Genomic DNA, 17511 nt, shown 5'->3' on the forward strand with positions numbered 1-17511 from the left:
TTAACCACACAAAATAGCAAAAAAACCCGCGCCACAGCGCGGGTTTTTTGTTTCATCCCGCAGGTGCGACACAGAAGAACATGAATAAGGAAATGGACAATGAGTGATCAGGTTATCATCTTCGACACCACCCTAAGAGATGGAGAGCAAGCGCTCTCAGCCAGCTTAACGGTGAAAGAGAAATTACAAATCGCCTATGCCCTTGAGCGCCTAGGAGTGGATGTCATTGAAGCTGGATTTCCGATCTCATCTCCCGGTGACTTTGAATCGGTACAAACCATTGCCAAACACATTAAACAGAGCCGTGTTTGTGCGCTTTCTCGTGCTGTTGCCCAAGACATTGACGTTGCTGCTGAGTCACTAAAAGCGGCAGAAGCTTTTCGTATTCACACCTTTATTTCCACGTCGACCATTCATGTTCAAGACAAATTACGTCGCAGCTACGATGACGTGATCGAGATGGGTATTAATGCCGTAAAACGTGCCCGTCGATATACAGATGACGTCGAGTTCTCGTGTGAAGACGCAGGGCGCACACCTATCGACAACTTATGTCGCATGGTAGAAGCTGCTATCAATGCAGGTGCGACAACGGTCAATATCCCCGATACCGTCGGCTATACCGTGCCAAATGAATTTGGCGGCATTATTAGCCAGCTTTTCAATCGTGTTCCAAACATCGATAAAGCCATCATCTCAGTGCACTGCCATGACGACCTTGGCATGTCCGTTGCCAACTCCATTGCCGCTGTGCAAGCTGGAGCAAGGCAAGTGGAAGGAACCATTAACGGCATTGGCGAACGAGCAGGAAACTGTGCGTTAGAAGAGATCGCGATGATCATCAAGACCCGCAAAGATCTTCTTGGTGTCGAAACTGGACTGAAACACAACGAAATCCACCGCACCAGTAAGCTGATCAGTCAGCTATGCAATATGCCCGTTCAGGACAACAAAGCCATTGTCGGGGGGAACGCATTTAGCCACTCATCAGGCATCCATCAAGATGGCATGCTAAAAAATAAAAACACCTATGAAATCATGACGCCTGAGTCTATTGGTTTGAAAAATAAAGCCCTTAACCTCACCTCTCGCTCGGGTCGAGCCGCGGTGAAGAGCCATATGGATACGCTCGGCTACAAAGAGAGCGAATACAACCTCGACGCCTTATATGACGACTTCCTGAAGTTGGCAGACAGAAAAGGTCAGGTTTTCGATTATGACCTAGAGGCGCTGATGCACTTCTCTAACCTGCGCGAAGAGGACGATCACTTCAAACTAAACTACCTTAGTGTCCAGTCTGGTAGCGTCATGGCAACCACCAGCATTAAATTGCAATGTGGTGAAGAAGAGACCAGTGAAGCCGCTGTCGGCAATGGCCCTGTTGATGCGTTATATCAATGTATTTACCGCATCACGGGCTATGACATCGTACTGGATAAATTTGATCTTACCGCCAAAGGTGAAGGCGAAGATGGACTCGGACAAGCCGACATTATCGCCAACTATAAAGGGCGTAAGTACCACGGGACCGGGGTATCTACCGACATTGTCGAGGCATCCGGTCAAGCACTGCTACATGTGATCAACAGCATTTATCGCGCCGATCAAATTGCAGAGATTAAAGAACAGACAAAAGAAAACACGGAGACAGTATAACCATGGCAGGGACATATAAGATTGCCGTTCTACCCGGTGACGGTATCGGGCCAGAAGTAATGGCACAAGCCGACAAAGTATTAAGCGCGGTTGCAGAGCGTTTTAAACTCACATTCGAGATGGAGCAGCATGATGTGGGTGGCATTGCCATCGACAACCACGGTACGCCGTTGCCAGCCAGCACGTTAGCAGGCTGTGAAGCTGCTGACGCCGTACTTTTTGGCTCTGTTGGTGGTCCCAAATGGGAACACCTTCCCCCGAACGAACAACCCGAGCGGGGCGCACTGCTGCCTTTGCGCAAGCATTTCCAACTATTTTGTAACCTGCGTCCAGCACAAATCCATGCAGGCTTAGAACCCTTCTCACCTTTACGTGCCGATATTTCAGCCAATGGGTTTGATATTGTCGTCGTGCGTGAACTGACCGGCGGTATCTACTTTGGACAACCCAAAGGCCGTGAAGGAGAAGGGGCGCAAGAAAAGGCCTTTGATACTGAAATCTATCACCGCTTTGAAATCGAACGTATTGCCCGCATCGCCTTTGAATCGGCGCGGTTACGTCGTAAGAAGGTCTGCTCTATCGACAAAGCCAATGTACTGCAAAGTTCTATCCTATGGCGTGAAGTCGTGGAAGAGATTGCCGCAGACTACCCCGATATCGAATTGAGCCACATGTATATTGATAATGCCACCATGCAGCTGATTAAAGATCCGGCCCAATTCGATGTCATGCTGTGCTCAAACATCTTTGGCGATATTTTGTCAGACGAGTGTGCCATGATCACCGGTTCAATGGGCATGCTGCCGTCAGCCAGCCTCAATGAAAGCAAGTTTGGTCTGTATGAGCCTGCAGGCGGATCAGCACCAGATATTGCTGGACAAAACATTGCAAACCCGGTCGCACAAATCCTCTCTGCTGCATTGATGCTACGTTATAGCCTCGGGGAAGAGCAGGCAGCCTGTGCTATCGAGAATGCCGTTTCTCGTGCGCTGGAAGCTGGCGAGCTAACCGCTGATTTAGCCAATGGCACCCAAGCCCTAACGACCAGCGAGATGGGCGATAAGATTGCGGCATATATCCGCGGTTAAACCATTAACAAATAAGGATGTTTAAGCGATGTCAGCAAAAACCTTATACGAAAAGATCTATGATGCCCATGTTGCAGTTGCAGCAGAGGGAGAAAATCCGATCCTCTACATCGATCGCCACTTAGTGCATGAGGTTACCTCTCCACAGGCCTTTGATGGATTGAGAGAAAAAGGCCGCAACGTTCGTCAAGTCAGCAGAACATTTGCGACCATGGATCACAATGTCTCCACGATCACCAAAGACATTAATGCCTCAGGCGAAATGGCGCGAATACAGATGGAAACGTTGGCAAAGAATTGCGAAGAGTTCGGCGTAACGCTTTATGATCTTAACCACCCTTACCAAGGCATCGTGCACGTCATTGGCCCAGAGTTAGGTATCACGCTGCCCGGTACAACCATCGTATGCGGTGACTCACATACCGCCACACACGGTGCCTTTGGTGCGCTAGCCTTTGGCATCGGTACCTCAGAAGTAGAGCATGTACTCGCCACCCAAACACTGAAGCAACCTCGCGCCAAAACCATGAAAATTGAAGTGCAAGGTAAAGTCGCTGCAGGCATTACAGCCAAAGACATTGTTTTAGCGATTATCGGTACCACGACCGCCGCTGGCGGTACAGGTTATGTGGTGGAATTTTGTGGTGAAGCCATTACAGACCTTTCGATGGAAGGACGTATGACAGTCTGCAATATGGCGATTGAACTCGGCGCCAAGGCGGGCTTAATCGCTCCGGATGAAACGACGTTTAACTACCTACAAGGACGAAAGTTCAGTCCAAACGATCAAGCGTGGGAAGATGCCGTTGCCTATTGGAAGACCCTGCGCAGTGATGATGATGCCACCTATGACGCTATCGTCACCGTTAATGGCGCAGAGATAAAGCCACAAGTCACATGGGGAACCAACCCTGGACAAGTCATGGCCATTGATGCATCGATTCCAAACCCACAAGATTTCAGCGATCCAGTAGAGCAAGCGTCAGCAGAAAAAGCTCTAGCCTACATGGGTCTACAAGCGGGTAAAAAACTGTCAGATTTTCCTATCGATAAAGTGTTTATCGGATCATGCACCAATTCGCGAATTGAAGACATGCGTGCTGCCGCTGAAATTGCCAAAGGCCGCCAGGTCGCCGCAAATGTACAAGCATTGGTGGTTCCGGGCTCAGAGCAAGTTAAGGTACAAGCCGAAGCCGAAGGTCTGGATAAGATCTTTCTCGCTGCAGGCTTTGAATGGCGTCTTCCGGGGTGCTCGATGTGCCTAGCCATGAATAACGACCGCTTAGGTCCGGGGGAGCGTTGCGCATCTACCAGCAACCGCAACTTTGAAGGACGCCAAGGTCGAGATGGCCGCACCCACCTGGTGAGTCCGGCCATGGCTGCTGCAGCTGCCGTTGCTGGCCATTTTGTCGATATTCGTGAGCTTTGAGGAGAGAACAACGATGACAGGGTTTAAACAACACACAGGTCTGGTTGTCCCTTTAGACGCCGCTAATGTCGATACCGATGCCATTATCCCCAAGCAATTCTTACAGAAAGTGACTCGCTTGGGCTTTGGCCAGCATCTCTTTCATGATTGGCGCTTTCTTGATGATGCAGGGCAACAACCAAATCCCGACTTTGTCTTAAATAACGCTCGCTATCAAGGAGCCACTGTCTTGCTAGCCCGTGAGAATTTTGGTTGTGGCTCATCGCGTGAGCACGCACCATGGGCACTGGCCGACTACGGCATTAAAGTGATTATTGCACCGAGTTTTGCCGACATTTTTTATGGCAACACGATTAACAATCAAATGGTGCCAGTGCGCTTAAAAGATACCGAAGTAGATGCACTTTTTGCCTACGTGGATGAGACTCCAGGGGCCGAAGTCACTATCGACCTTGAGGCTATGACTGTCAAAGCAAACGGCCAGAGCTACACCTTTGAGATCGACGAGTTCCGTCGCCATTGCCTTCTCAATGGTTTAGACAATATTGGTCTAACACTTCAGCATGAAGACAAAATTGCTGATTACGAAGCCAAAATTCCTGCCTTTTTACGTTAACCGGCAACGGCATCCAGAGACAGACTAAAAAGGCAGGGTTATTACCCTGCCTTTTCTTCTCTGCATGCTTTAACGCTCATTTAGCGCCCAATCATAATCATAACCAATCTTATGCCCATCAAGCCCTTTTCCCTGCCGGTAACGATTAATATGCGTTTTCACATCCGGTGTAAAGTCCTTTGCATACCAGTCAAAAATAGAAGACAACAAGGCACGCTCACCATCAATGTAGACTCCCTTATCACTATTAATAAATCGCGTTGCTGCGCGCTCTAAAAGTTGTTCACTATTATTGGCAGTAAAGCTCTCCGCCAATAGGTCTGGGCAACCTAAGCTGGCACAGTTAACAGCATAGTGAATGCGTGCATCTTGCCAAATCGGACGTAAAATACGGTGCTCTATGTCATTTAAGCTTAGGGGCTCCCCTGCAATCTCAATCACTTCTTCGTTCCACGGGCCAAAACTAAACACCCCACCCAGCTCGGTGATCGAATCGAGGGGGTACTCCTCTAAAATCAACTGCACAGTCTGCGCGTTATAAAGGTTGATCCAAAAAGCCAACTGCTCTTCTCGCCGATACATGCGGGGATCAATGTTCGCCATCGCGGTCAAGTACTGCGCCACCCACTGCGTGTTATCTGCCAAATATTGCCGATAATCAAACCGTGTCTGTGCTGCTGCCACTTCGAGGTATTCATCCAGTGTTTGCTGCCATAAGCGGTGATCAATTTGAGCGCTATTGTGTGCATTTGCCGATGTCCATATCGGCCACAGTTCAGCTCTAGGCGCGGCACACACCGGCAGTGCTGCAACCAAATACAATACGATCAGCCAACCTTTGATTACTTTCACACCGCACTCCTTAAATTGTGTGCTTCACCGCGCTTAATGAACAGTTAATACAGCTAGCATAGCTTATAAATTTTCCTCGGCATATTCCGCCAAGCGACTTCGAACTACGCCGTTAAGGTACACATTGGCACTGCCTTCAAAGTTCTTAAAACGCTCAACAATATAGGTTAACCCAGACGTCACTGGCGTAAGGTACGCTGAGTCGATTTGGGCCAAGTTACCAGAACAAACCAGCTTTGTTCCTTCTCCACAGCGAGTAATTATGGTCTTAATTTGAGAGGCCGTTAGGTTTTGGCACTCATCCAATAGAACAAACGCATTCTGAATAGAGCGACCCCGCATAAAGTTAATCGATTTAAATTGCAGATTGGCTTTTTCAAAAATGTACTTCATTGAACCCTCGGTACAAACATCATGCTTATGCAGCGCTTCCATGGTATCCGTGACCGCCCCCAACCACGGCAACATCTTTTCTTCTTCCGTACCTGGCAGGTAACCAATAGATTCTGCAATTTCAGGCGTATTACGCGTGACAATGATCTTGTCATACATGCCTTTCTCAATCACTTGCTCTAGCGCCGCTGCCATCGCTAGAATCGTCTTACCACAACCCGCGGGGCCAGTGAGGATCACCAGATCAATAGCAGGATCGAGCAAGGCGTCCAGAGCCATTCCTTGATAGATATTCTTCGGGCGAATATCCCACGCGCTGCGACTCATTAGTCGCTCACGGCTAATATCACGCAGCGTGACACTTTCAGCAGAAACCGACGTTACCCGTCCTGCAAACACCTCACCCTCATCAATCAAGTACTGATTCACATAAGGGTGCTCAAAATAGTGCAATGGCAAGTGATGAAATGTTGTACGACCTTGATTCTCACTCTCACATTCGCTCACCGCTCGCCAAAACTCCCCTTCGTACTTAACAAAGCCCTTGGTTAAAAAGCGGATATCATCAATCAATTGATCGGTACGATAATCTTCAACAAACCGAACCCCTGCCCCTTTCGCGCGTAAACGCATATTAATGTCTTTGGTTACCAAAACCACAGCACGCGGCGTGCGTTTATTTTGTAAATATAACGTGGCATTGAGGATACGATTGTCACCATGCTTATCTGCAAAAGCTTGCACGGTTTCTTTGATTTCGTAGTCAGCGAGAATCGCTATTGTTCCTTTTCCTTGTGCTTGGCCTAATGGGATTCCCTCTGATATTTGATCAGGGGTCGCCTCATGAAACAGGTCTTCCAGTGCCCGAATAGCCACTCGAGCATCACGTGAAACATCGCGTTTGCTATCTTTAATCCGGTCGAGCTCTTCTAAAACCGTCATTGGGATGACGACGTCGTGTTCCTGAAACGAGTAAATCGCAAGGGGTTCATGAAGTAAAATATTGGTATCTAAAACAAAAATCTTCCGCTCAGCATTGCCCATCGGCGCCTCCTTGATGGCCTATCACTACGGTTTTCCCTTCGTTCAATAACAGTATACGCAAACGGCTTGCCATTAGGCTCACCAAGCAAGAGGTTTGAGCGTACTATCGCGTTATTGTGACGTCCTGTTTTCCTTTACCATAAAATCAGGCTACATTGACAAAGATGTGACAAACGCATTGCATCTAAATCTCAATCTTGTCCAGTGCTTTATTGCCCCTTCAATTCATAATTCACCGTGATCTCTTTTGCTCGATGCAGTACCATTAGCCCCCTTTTTTGAATCCGGCCAAAACGTCTACACTTAGTGTCGGCATGACACTCTATAGGACCGGTGCCGGCGGGGATCAATTCCCGTTTCATAGCAATACATACAACAATTAGAAGGTGTAACTCCTATGCCATTTACTCTGGGACAACGTTGGATCAGTGATACAGAGCACGACTTGGGCTTAGGCACAGTGGTGGCTGTCGAAGCGCGCACAGTGACTTTAATGTTTCCAGCCAGCGAAGAGAATCGTCTTTATGCTCGAAGTGATGCCCCTGTTACTCGTGTTATGTTCAATGTTGGCGACACCATTGAAAGTCATGAAGGCTGGTCTTTATCTGTAGAAGAGGTGAGAGAGGAGCAAGGGGTTTATACCTATGTCGGCACACGCACAGATACTGAAGAGCGAGATGTGATATTACGTGAAATCATGTTGAGCCATCAAATCCGTTTTAATAAGCCACAAGACAAACTTTTTGCTGGTCAAATTGATCGCATGGACCGTTTTGCGTTACGTTTCCGCGCACTTAAAAATCAATACCAACAACACCGCAGTCCATTACGTGGTCTGTGTGGAATGCGAGCAGGTTTAATTCCCCATCAACTCTATATTGCACGTGAAGTCGGCCGTCGTTACGCACCAAGAGTGCTGTTGGCTGATGAAGTAGGGTTAGGTAAAACCATTGAGGCAGGGATGATTATTCATCAACAGGTTCTTTCTGGTCGTGCTCAGCGTATTCTGATTGTGGTACCAGAAACGCTGCAACACCAATGGTTGGTCGAGATGATGCGTCGTTTCAACCTGCATTTTTCTATTTTTGACGAGGAGCGTTGTGTTGAGTCTTATGCTGATGCGCACAACCCCTTTGAAACCGCGCAATACGTACTTTGCTCACTCGATTTCCTCCGTAAAAGCCGTCGTCGCTTTGAACAAGCTGTTGAGGCCGATTGGGATCTACTGGTTGTTGATGAAGCGCATCACCTTGAGTGGAGTGAAGACAGACCAAGCCGCCCATACCAAATAATTGAAGCGCTCGCAGAAAAGACCCCTGGCGTCTTATTGCTTACCGCAACACCCGAGCAGCTAGGTCGCGAGAGCCATTTTGCCCGTCTTCGCTTGCTCGACCCTGACCGCTTCTTTGAATTTGAGACCTTTGTTGAAGAAGAGCGTCAATACGCCCCTGTCGCCGATGCGGTCGCGAGCCTATTGTCTGGTGATGCACTCAACAATGCAGAAAAAAACGCCATCAGCGAGCTCCTAACCGAGCAAGATGTCGAGCCACTATTACGCATCATTGAAGCCAGCGATGTCGACGCTGAGCTGCAAGCACAAACCCGCCAAGAGCTCATTGAGCACTTAATGGATCGCCATGGTACAGGCCGAGTATTGTTCCGTAATACCCGTGGTGGCGTGAAAGGTTTCCCAAATCGACACCTCAACCTCTATCCATTAGCACTACCAACCCAGTATCAAACGGCAATGAAAGTCTCGGCCATGATGGGCAGCACCAGCAGTGCTGAAACCAAAGTGCTACAAATGCTCTACCCTGAAGATATTTATCAGCAGTTTGAAGGTGAAAATGCCACCTGGTGGAACTTTGACCCGCGTGTTGATTGGCTAATTAACTTTCTGCAAGGTAATCGCAAAGAGAAAGTCTTAGTCATTTGCTCTCGCGCTCAAACCGCCTTAACACTCGAGCAAGCATTGCGTGAGCGTGAAGGGATCCGTGCCACAGTATTCCATGAAGGGATGTCAATCATCGAGCGTGATAAGGCCGCTGCCTACTTCGCACAAGATGAAGACGGGGCACAAGTATTACTATGTAGTGAGATTGGCTCTGAAGGGCGTAACTTCCAGTTTGCTAATCAGTTAGTGATGTTTGATCTGCCAATCAACCCAGACTTACTTGAGCAACGTATTGGCCGTCTGGATCGCATCGGGCAGAGCCGTGATATTGAAATACATATCCCTCATCTTGAAGGCACTTCACAGGCGCTACTCGCGCGCTGGTATAATGAAGGCTTGAATGCCTTTGAAGAGACCTGTCCAACTGGGCGTGCCATCTATGACAGCGTCAGAGACGACCTTATGACGCTGCTCGGTAAAGGCCAACAAGATGCCGAGGCACTCGAAAGTCTGATTGAGCAAAGTGCTACCATGCACAACGACTTGAAGGCAAAGCTTGAGCAAGGGCGCGATCGCTTACTCGAAATGCATTCGAATGGCGGTGAAGAAGCGCAAGCACTGGCTGAGAAAATTAGCTCTTTAGATGGCGACACAGCACTGGTGACATTTGCCTTAGGCTTATTTGATACCATTGGGCTCAATCAAGATGATCGTGGCGATAACGCTATGGTTGTCACGCCATCAGAGCATATGATGGTACCAAGCTACCCTGGGCTCCCCTACGACGGCTGCACCATCACCTTTGATCGTGATACCGCTCTGTCGCGCGAAGATATGCACTTCATCAGTTGGGAGCACCCAATGATCCAAGGGGGTATTGATCTGCTGTTAAGCGAAGGGGTTGGCACAACCGCTGTGTCGTTATTGAAAAACAAAGCCCTGCCGGCAGGCACTTTGCTATTAGAATTGATTTACACCATTGAGGCTCAGGCGCCGAAACAATCAGGCATTGGCCGTTTCTTACCACAAAAACCCGTGCGCATTTTACTGGATGGCAAAGGGAACAACTTATCAGCCAATGTTGAGTTTGAAGGCTTTAATCGCCAACTAAGCCCGGTGAATCGCCACCTTGGTAGCAAGCTAGTGAACTCCGTTCAAAAAGAGATCCATGCTCTGATCAACGCGGGTGATGAAGCTGTCAATGAAGCGTTAGTGTCGACCGTTAGCGAAGCACAAGCAGAAATGACGCGTACACTAGGAGAAGAATTGGACCGTTTACAAGCCTTGAAAGCGGTCAATCCCAACATCCGTGATGACGAGCTTGAACTGCTCGATGAACAGATGAAGGAGCTGACGATCTATATCAATAAAGCACAGGTTCAATTGGACTCTCTGCGCTTGATCGTCGTTAGCCACAACTAATCGCTTGGTGATTAATAAAGTAAACAGAGGGGCGAATGCCCCTCTTTTGTAGAGTGAAACTGTGAGCAATTTTATCTATAACCCACCCACGACACCATGGTTGAATGTTTTGCATGTCGATAAGGACATTATTGCCATTAGCAAACCATCGGGACTGCTCTCTACCCCAGGGCGCGATCCTGCCCATGCCGACAGCGTGTGGAACCGAGTACTCGCCGAGTACCCCAATGCACAGCTCGTTCACCGGCTTGATATGTCTACATCTGGGCTCATCGTGTTAGCCCTACGCAAAAAAGCTGAGCGACACCTTAAAATTCAGTTTATGAACCGTGAGACAAAAAAACTCTATTACGCCCGCGTGTGGGGAGAAATGCGTGACGATGAAGGGTTGATTGATCTACCGCTGATTTGTGACTGGCCTAATCGCCCTAAACAGAAAGTGTGCTTTGATAATGGCAAACCATCGCAAACGCATTACAAAGTGCTAGAACGCAAAGAAGGCACTACCTTGGTGGCGCTCTTTCCGGTGACAGGTCGCTCACACCAACTACGCGTTCATTTACAAGCGATAGGTTATCCTATTCTTGGCGATCGATTTTATGCACCCGATGACGCCATTGCTGCAGCGCCTCGACTACAACTTCACGCTGCCGAGCTGACCTTCCGTCACCCCGATTCCGAACAAAGCATGCACCTATTCGCTCCCTGCGACTTCTACCCGCAAGCGCCGAGCCAGGTCTTATTAGACAACCCTAACAATCCCCCAAATAGCTCAGCAAGCGTTACCTATTAACGTTTTCTCGTCATAAAGCAAAGCACCCAGCCAATTGGCCAGGTGCTTCGTTTATTCTCGGGCTCGTTTAGCGCAGGTTCATGCTATCAAGCTTGGCCCCCACTGGACCAGAAAAGTTAAAGCCGTCATGCTGATCCCAATTAATCGACCAAGTCATTATCCCGCCAAAGTTGCTGTATGGCATTGCGGGAGCAACACTATCGCAGCGCGAAATCTGAGTGAGACAGTCGAGTGCAGCTTCAATATTGGCAATCGGAGCCTGGCCGGAATTAGCAGAGCTTGGTCCTGACGGCAAACCAATCGCGACTTGATCATCACGCAACGGCGCAAACTGATTTCCATCCGCCTTAGTGAAACCCTCAACCAGCATCTTGGCTGATGCCACCATCATGTCCACTGAACCTTCTGGCGCCACGCCATTGGTATAAGGGTTATCCAAACCACCATTGTTGTAGAGCTGAACATGCAATAAATCGAGCATGTCGCGCACTTCATCAATGACCGGAATATAGGCGCCCCAAATACCTGAATAGGCCACTTTCGCTCCCTGTACATAAGGATGTTCCGGTGCCATGGTCAAGTACATATCGCGTCCCATTCTCGCCTGAATCTGACGCAATGCCACTGGCAGACGCGCTTGGATTTGTGTGCCATGCATCAAATTTGAGCCGCTCTCAAGGTCGATATCGAGGCCATCAAAGCCCCATTCAGCGATAATATCGCTCAAGCTGGCAACAAAGTTGGCTTGATCCGCGTCGGTGTTAAGCGTAATTGTTCCCTCTGCACCACCGAGCGATAACACAAATACCTTACCTTTAGCCTGCAATGCCTTGATATCAGCTTTGAATTTTGTAGGATCAATCGCAGGACAATCGCTATGAATATCCCCGCTGTAGAGGTTGAAGTGCACCGTGCCATTCGAGTTGCGATCATTATCGGCGAACGCAATATCAATGACATCCCACGCATCTGACATCTCACTAAGGTTCATCGGACAGCCCGCACCATTGACAAAGTTATGCCAATAACCAATCAGTTTATGACGCTTACCCACCACTTCTCGCACGCTCACGCTCGCAGCTTCAGATAATGCGCTATTGCCAGCACTATCCGTCGCTTGCGCTGCTACGGTGTACTCACCCACCGCTGCAGGCGTCCAGCTAACACTATACGGTGCACTGCTATCTGTAGCGACCACTTGACCATTAGCGATAAACTCAACGGCTTGTACGTTTGCGGTCAGCGCACTGGCTTCAGCACTCAAGTTCACTGCCTTGCCGAGCACTATGCTGTCACCACTCGCTGGTGAAGTCAGGCTGATCACCAACGGTTGATCGCTCACTGAGACACCCAGCTCCACGCTACTGCTATTCGCTTCATTGTCCACTGCCACAGCACGTAGGAGTACAGAACCAACCTGTGTCGGCGTCCAAATCGTTTCATAAGGTGCGCGACTTGCTTGCCCAATCGATCGATCATTAGCAAAGAATTCCACCCCTGTCACGCTGCCATCACTATCACTGGCCGCTACTGCCACGGTAACATCCACCCCTGCCAACAGCACGCTTCCCGTCGCCGGAGAGGTAAAGCTGACATCGGGACCGACGGCACACAGCCCTTGTGCTGTCCATGCATCTTGCCAATATTGGCCACTACCCGGCGCGTACGCCCAGCTCGCATTCGATGAACACCAACCCGCAACGTCACATTGATAGGCCTGATTGTCGACCTGTACTACGTCACCTGCATTGTACGTTGTACCGACACTGTAGACAGGCGCATTACCACAACCTCCCGCAGCGGCAGCGCTCACTGTAAAACTCTGCGCTGCAGACTGAGTCACCGCCCCTAGCTCATCAACCGCTTTTGCATACACGCGATGATTGCCCACCGCTGCAGTCCAACGATGCTCATATGGCGCCGCACTGTCCGTATTGACCAGTGCGTCATTGAGATAAAATTCCACCTGATTGACGGCACCATCACTGTCGCTCGCCGAGGCACTAAATAACACGCTTTCACCGGCTTGATAACTGGCACTGGCATCAGGACTCGTTAGACTAACCTGCGGCGGCAGATTCTGGTCAGCACTTACCACACTGATTGCCACTCGCTCAGATTGACTTGCGCCAGAGGCCACCAGCGCTGTTACCACAATCTCAGTCTCACCAGCGACAGCCAACCACTCGATTTGGTACGGTGCCTGAGTGACGCTCGCCAACAGTGACCCGTTCACCCTAAATTGCACCTCAACAATCGGACCATCAACATAACTCGCCTGTGCAGCTAGGGTAATCGTGGTACCTTCAGTGACCGATGCCCCCGCCTGAGGAGAAGTAATGTCAATCACGGGTAGAGGTATGCTAGCCTCACAACTGCCCAACGTCTGCCACTCTTGCCACTCTCCCGAGTGCACTGTCGGTGACTGCCCTTGCGTCCACCAGTTTGCCTGATAGGCACTTCCAAGTTCTTGTACCTGTTCGCCAGCCTGATAAGCCACTCCCGCGTCCCACTGTACTAACGTACTGCAGTCGTAAGCCAACGCCGCCGGCGATACTATGCCGGCAACCAGCACCGCCAATATCCGTTTCCTTGTCATCTGTTTGCTCCATTTCTCGTTTAGACACCATCACATTTCAAGTGGCGGACCTCTATTATCGCGAGGCGTACTGCACTTAAATGGGATGCGCTTACATTGATAAGTAGAACAGTTAGAAGAAAATGCGGGGCAAACGATAGTGTTTTATCTTACTCTTGGTCTCATCGTCACACCGAATATATTAACTCAACACGCAAAAACAGCGATTTTACGAGCCACTTCAAAAGGAGAGTGTCATGCCTACCAAGCTGAAATAAAATCAAATACAAGCTAATCGGTCATATTACGCATCGATTATCGACACGGATAACAACACACGATCTGTCACTTATACGACGCATTCCCCCATCATGTAAATGGCACAACAATCAACCTTATTGCTACCTTTTTTTAACTGTTTCGCAATTGTCATCAATCAGCTTTGCATTGCTTCAATATTTCAATTCGTCATTAAATAGGTCCCTAATACCATCATCGCAAAATAATAAACCATATGAACCCTTTATTATTTTATGATTAAAATCAAAGCATTGACATAGCGGACGATTCCTCTTTCGATGTATGGCAACGTCATTATTAGTGATGAAACACCACGCCAATAAATTGTTGAACTAGTTCCAAAACCACTCTTAATAATATTGAAAGCGCACTTCACGCTGTTTAACTTCGCCTTAAACATCAAGGAGAAAGCGAATGATTAACCGAGTAAATTTACTCACTGTCTTGGTCTTGCTGTCACTGACTGGTTGTAATAGTGGCTCATCCAGCCCCGACACGCCTGACGGCGGCAATGGTGGTGAAACAGCACCTCCGACAAAGATTGAGGGCACGCCAGACTCAGCTCAAATTCAACAAGTTTTATCCCAAGGAGAAGTGGTTATTGATACCACCATTATTGTTCCAGAGGACGATAACGGCGTGCGTATTTTCACGTTATCTCCAGACATTAACGATAAAGGTACGCTGACCATTGCATCTGGCACCCTTACTATTAGCAAAAATTAAAGGATTATCATGCTTAAAAATACCGCTCTATTACTCGCACTGTTTTCTGCTTCAGCGCTCTCTGCTGACCATGCCATCTTAAACGTGCTAGGCGAAATTCAGATTGATGGCAAAACAGTGATCAATGCCGATGGGCAAGTCATTAACAATCAAAACCTTGATATCTCATCTTACTTTGCTGTTGATGGTACAAAAACGTTCACGCTCACTTCATCTGATGCTGGTGAGCGCGTTTATACCTTTGAGTATGAAAATGGATTCTATAAAGGCGAGTCAGATGCCGTCGACGGCACTGTGTATTGGTATAACACAACCATCGATAGAAATGGCGATGTTCTAATCAAAGAATCTGGCGATGAGTGGTGTAAGGGCACTCGAGAAATAGACTTCTCACGGACAACTGAATTTACAGATGTTCCACTGGGTGTAACAACAACCAGAATGGACCAATATACACTGACCGAACAATCAAATAACTGTTGGGAAGTCAATACCATACCAAGCTCACATACTGATTTAATACAGCTTACACCGTTAGCGAAAACCACTTATAGCGAAGGGGATATCAATTTTAACGACTGCATTATCACAACTCATGCCTACTACGCACCAAACGGCAGTCCAAAGCCTCAACTACGCACATACTGCGCGGGAGCAGGGATTGTAGAGATGAGCTTTGTAACCCACTATGCTGGCATCGATGACATCCCCGTTACTTACCGCTTAGTTAGTGTTGACTAACCTCGAGCGCAACATAGATTCACCCTCTCTACTGGGCTCCTTGGAGTCCAGTTTTTGCTATGATAAAGGCTGTTATCCTTTACATAGTTAACCAACATGCATCATATCGTCTACCTTGATACTGACACTATCCCGGCACACATTTCTATTCCACATCCTAACTTTCCGCACACATGGCAAAGTTATGGCAAGACCCAACCTCACGAGGTTGTCGAGCGGCTTAAAAATGCCACCATCGTCATTACCAACAAAGTTGTTCTCGACGCAGCTATCTTAGCCCAGTTGCCGCAACTGCAACTGATCGCCGTATCAGCCACTGGCACCAACAATATCGATATTGACGACTGTCGGCAGCGTGGTATACCGGTCTGCAATATTCGTGGGTATGCAACGCGCTCTGTACCAGAACACGTCATTGGGATGATGTTTACTCTGCGCCGTAATTTGATGGGCTATCACCATGATATTGAGCAAGGTGAATGGTTAAAGCAGAATACCTTCTGCTTTTTTACCCATCCCATCGGGGATATTGAGGGGGCCACCATCGGCATTGTTGGTAGCGGCAGTTTAGGCAATGCGGTGGCTCAACGCGCTGCAGCATTAGGCATGAATGTGCTCTTTGCCGAGCATAAAGGTCGCACAACCTGCCGACAAGGCTATACCCCTTTTAACAATGTACTCGCCCGTGCAGATGTCATATCACTTCACTGTCCACTGAATGCGCAAACAGAACACCTGATTGGCCATGCCGAGATTTCGTGTATGAAAAACACTGCCATTTTAATTAACACAGGACGAGGTGGGCTGCTCGACGAACAAGCCGTCGTCGATGCCCTTAAAAGTGGCGAATTGGGTGGCGCTGGCATTGATGTCTTCGTCAATGAGCCTGCCGATAATAAAAACCCACTTATTGCCCATGCCAGCTTACCAAATTTATTGCTCACACCCCACGTGGCATGGGGCAGCGATAGTGCCATACAAACGTTAGTAAATCAGTTAATCGATAACCTCAATCAGTTTGTTGCTGGCCATCCACAGCATTTACTTTAAGCCCTTCTCTTTTTTAATCATATCGTACGCAGCTTGAATTTCTTGTGCCTTCTGCTTGGCTACTTCCATCATCTCTGGCGGTAGCCCTTTTGCCACCAGCTTATCAGGATGATGCTCATTCATTAGCTTACGATAAGCGCGCTTTAAGGTCTGCGGTGTCGCCTGCTCATCGACACCGAGCAATTTATATGCGTCACTCATTTGATCGCGACTAGGGGGCGCTTGATAGGATTGCCCTTGCTGCTGCGAGTAAAAACCACCACGCTGAAAGCGGAATGCCGCTTCTTGCATTGCCAAGCGTTGTTCTAACTGTTGAGCACTAAAGCCTAATGCAGCTGCAATCCGATATAAGATTTCACGCTCAGCGGTTTGTAATTCACCATCTGCATAGGCCGCTTGGATCTGCAGTTCAACAAAAAATTGCAGCAAATCAGGTCGGCCGCGACTGTGCGCCCGAACTTCCTCTAAGACGGAATCTAATGGGAAATCACTCTCTTTGCCATCACGAAAGGCGGCCTGTGCCTGACGTCGTGCCTCACCATGCAGCCCCATGCGCTGCATAAAATGACTGGCTACCTGAATTTCTTTCTCTGTGACATGTCCTTTTGACTTCGCGACATGGCCCATCACTGCAAATGCGTGATGAAAAAAAGCGGCTTGACTTGCTTGTTGAGCGGCAGTGCGAGCACCAAAGCCCCCTAACCCACCACCGTAATAGATATTACTGCGAGCAGCATCAAATTTATGCCCCAAAAACAGCCCGAGCAACAATCCAAATGGCCCTCCAAGGATAAAACCAAAGAATGCCCCTACCAATTTTCCTGTTAATTGCATCGATCACTCTCTTTCATTTCATGTTGCGGCGATTAATTGATGAAGTAAACGTGCCGCGAGTGAAAATTTGGATTATCATATCATCCATTTATCGG

13 protein-coding genes are annotated in these 17511 nt (G+C 48.4%); 9 read left to right on the top strand and 4 right to left on the bottom strand.

Annotated features, from left to right (window positions below; all coding sequences use genetic code 11):
* Positions 1 to 99 precede the first annotated feature (99 nt).
* Genes leuA through leuD form a run of 4 tightly spaced genes read left to right on the top strand, consistent with a single transcriptional unit; the run spans position 100 to position 4789 of the window.
* Positions 100 to 1656, top strand: a complete 1557-nt coding sequence (gene leuA, locus ACKLNH_RS05350; RefSeq protein WP_413111206.1) for a 2-isopropylmalate synthase — start codon at positions 100 to 102, stop codon at positions 1654 to 1656.
* 2 nt (positions 1657 to 1658) lie between these two features.
* Positions 1659 to 2744, top strand: coding sequence for a 3-isopropylmalate dehydrogenase (gene leuB / locus ACKLNH_RS05355; protein WP_413111207.1), 1086 nt, complete (start codon positions 1659 to 1661; stop codon positions 2742 to 2744).
* Between the two features lie 28 nt (positions 2745 to 2772).
* Positions 2773 to 4173: a 3-isopropylmalate dehydratase large subunit gene (leuC, locus tag ACKLNH_RS05360; protein ID WP_413111208.1), complete on the top strand. Its 1401-nt coding sequence runs from the start codon at positions 2773 to 2775 to the stop codon at positions 4171 to 4173.
* Positions 4174 to 4186: 13 nt separating this feature from the next.
* The gene (gene leuD / locus ACKLNH_RS05365; RefSeq protein WP_413111209.1) at positions 4187 to 4789 is read left to right on the top strand and encodes a 3-isopropylmalate dehydratase small subunit; all 603 of its coding nucleotides are present in this window, start codon (positions 4187 to 4189) and stop codon (positions 4787 to 4789) included.
* A gap of 69 nt (positions 4790 to 4858) precedes the next feature.
* Here the strand turns inward: leuD and ACKLNH_RS05370 are convergent, their stop codons facing one another.
* Positions 4859 to 5632, bottom strand: a complete 774-nt coding sequence (locus ACKLNH_RS05370; RefSeq protein ID WP_413111266.1) for a DUF547 domain-containing protein — start codon at positions 5630 to 5632, stop codon at positions 4859 to 4861.
* Positions 5633 to 5704: 72 nt separating this feature from the next.
* Positions 5705 to 7078, bottom strand: coding sequence for a PhoH family protein (locus tag ACKLNH_RS05375; RefSeq protein ID WP_413111210.1), 1374 nt, complete (start codon positions 7076 to 7078; stop codon positions 5705 to 5707).
* A gap of 397 nt (positions 7079 to 7475) precedes the next feature.
* On the opposite strand from ACKLNH_RS05375, the gene rapA reads away from it, so the two are divergent.
* Together rapA and rluA are read left to right on the top strand one after the other, a co-directional pair.
* Positions 7476 to 10394, top strand: coding sequence for an RNA polymerase-associated protein RapA (gene rapA, locus ACKLNH_RS05380; protein ID WP_413111211.1), 2919 nt, complete (start codon positions 7476 to 7478; stop codon positions 10392 to 10394).
* A gap of 61 nt (positions 10395 to 10455) precedes the next feature.
* On the top strand, positions 10456 to 11187 hold the full coding sequence (rluA, locus tag ACKLNH_RS05385) for a bifunctional tRNA pseudouridine(32) synthase/23S rRNA pseudouridine(746) synthase RluA (RefSeq protein ID WP_413111212.1): 732 nt from the start codon (positions 10456 to 10458) through the stop codon (positions 11185 to 11187).
* A gap of 67 nt (positions 11188 to 11254) precedes the next feature.
* Here rluA and ACKLNH_RS05390 read toward each other — a convergent pair whose 3' ends face one another.
* A complete protein-coding gene (locus ACKLNH_RS05390) occupies positions 11255 to 13786 on the bottom strand; it encodes an Ig-like domain-containing protein (protein ID WP_413111213.1) in 2532 nt (843 codons plus the stop codon).
* A gap of 693 nt (positions 13787 to 14479) precedes the next feature.
* Between ACKLNH_RS05390 and ACKLNH_RS05395 the strand changes: the two genes are divergently transcribed.
* The 3 genes from ACKLNH_RS05395 (at position 14480) to ACKLNH_RS05405 (ending at position 16582) form a co-directional block, all read left to right on the top strand.
* Positions 14480 to 14791, top strand: a complete 312-nt coding sequence (locus tag ACKLNH_RS05395; protein WP_413111214.1) for a hypothetical protein — start codon at positions 14480 to 14482, stop codon at positions 14789 to 14791.
* A gap of 9 nt (positions 14792 to 14800) precedes the next feature.
* A complete protein-coding gene (locus ACKLNH_RS05400; protein ID WP_413111215.1) occupies positions 14801 to 15532 on the top strand; it encodes a hypothetical protein in 732 nt (243 codons plus the stop codon).
* A 96-nt stretch (positions 15533 to 15628) separates the two neighbouring features.
* A complete protein-coding gene (locus ACKLNH_RS05405; protein WP_413111216.1) occupies positions 15629 to 16582 on the top strand; it encodes a D-2-hydroxyacid dehydrogenase in 954 nt (317 codons plus the stop codon).
* On the opposite strand, the gene djlA is transcribed toward ACKLNH_RS05405, so the two are convergent.
* Positions 16574 to 17416: a co-chaperone DjlA gene (gene djlA / locus ACKLNH_RS05410; RefSeq protein WP_413111217.1), complete on the bottom strand. Its 843-nt coding sequence runs from the start codon at positions 17414 to 17416 to the stop codon at positions 16574 to 16576. The two genes, ACKLNH_RS05405 and djlA, sit on opposite strands and share 9 nt — an antisense overlap.
* Between the last annotated feature and the right edge of the window lie 95 nt (positions 17417 to 17511).

It is taken from the genome of Thaumasiovibrio clandestinus, from assembly GCF_047250365.1.
GTDB lineage: Bacteria > Pseudomonadota > Gammaproteobacteria > Enterobacterales > Vibrionaceae > Thaumasiovibrio.

What these genes read in the sequence shown, in the direction of transcription:
- leuA (WP_413111206.1), top strand. Translation starts at nt 100, where the DNA reads ATGAGTGATCAGGTTATCATCTTCGACACCACCCTAAGAGATGGAGAG.
- ACKLNH_RS05375 (WP_413111210.1), bottom strand. Translation starts at nt 7,078, where the DNA reads ATGGGCAATGCTGAGCGGAAGATTTTTGTTTTAGATACCAATATTTTA.
- rapA (WP_413111211.1), top strand. Translation starts at nt 7,476, where the DNA reads ATGCCATTTACTCTGGGACAACGTTGGATCAGTGATACAGAGCACGAC.
- leuC (WP_413111208.1), top strand. Translation starts at nt 2,773, where the DNA reads ATGTCAGCAAAAACCTTATACGAAAAGATCTATGATGCCCATGTTGCA.
- leuB (WP_413111207.1), top strand. Translation starts at nt 1,659, where the DNA reads ATGGCAGGGACATATAAGATTGCCGTTCTACCCGGTGACGGTATCGGG.
- leuD (WP_413111209.1), top strand. Translation starts at nt 4,187, where the DNA reads ATGACAGGGTTTAAACAACACACAGGTCTGGTTGTCCCTTTAGACGCC.
- djlA (WP_413111217.1), bottom strand. Translation starts at nt 17,416, where the DNA reads ATGCAATTAACAGGAAAATTGGTAGGGGCATTCTTTGGTTTTATCCTT.
- ACKLNH_RS05395 (WP_413111214.1), top strand. Translation starts at nt 14,480, where the DNA reads ATGATTAACCGAGTAAATTTACTCACTGTCTTGGTCTTGCTGTCACTG.
- ACKLNH_RS05405 (WP_413111216.1), top strand. Translation starts at nt 15,629, where the DNA reads ATGCATCATATCGTCTACCTTGATACTGACACTATCCCGGCACACATT.
- ACKLNH_RS05390 (WP_413111213.1), bottom strand. Translation starts at nt 13,786, where the DNA reads ATGACAAGGAAACGGATATTGGCGGTGCTGGTTGCCGGCATAGTATCG.
- ACKLNH_RS05400 (WP_413111215.1), top strand. Translation starts at nt 14,801, where the DNA reads ATGCTTAAAAATACCGCTCTATTACTCGCACTGTTTTCTGCTTCAGCG.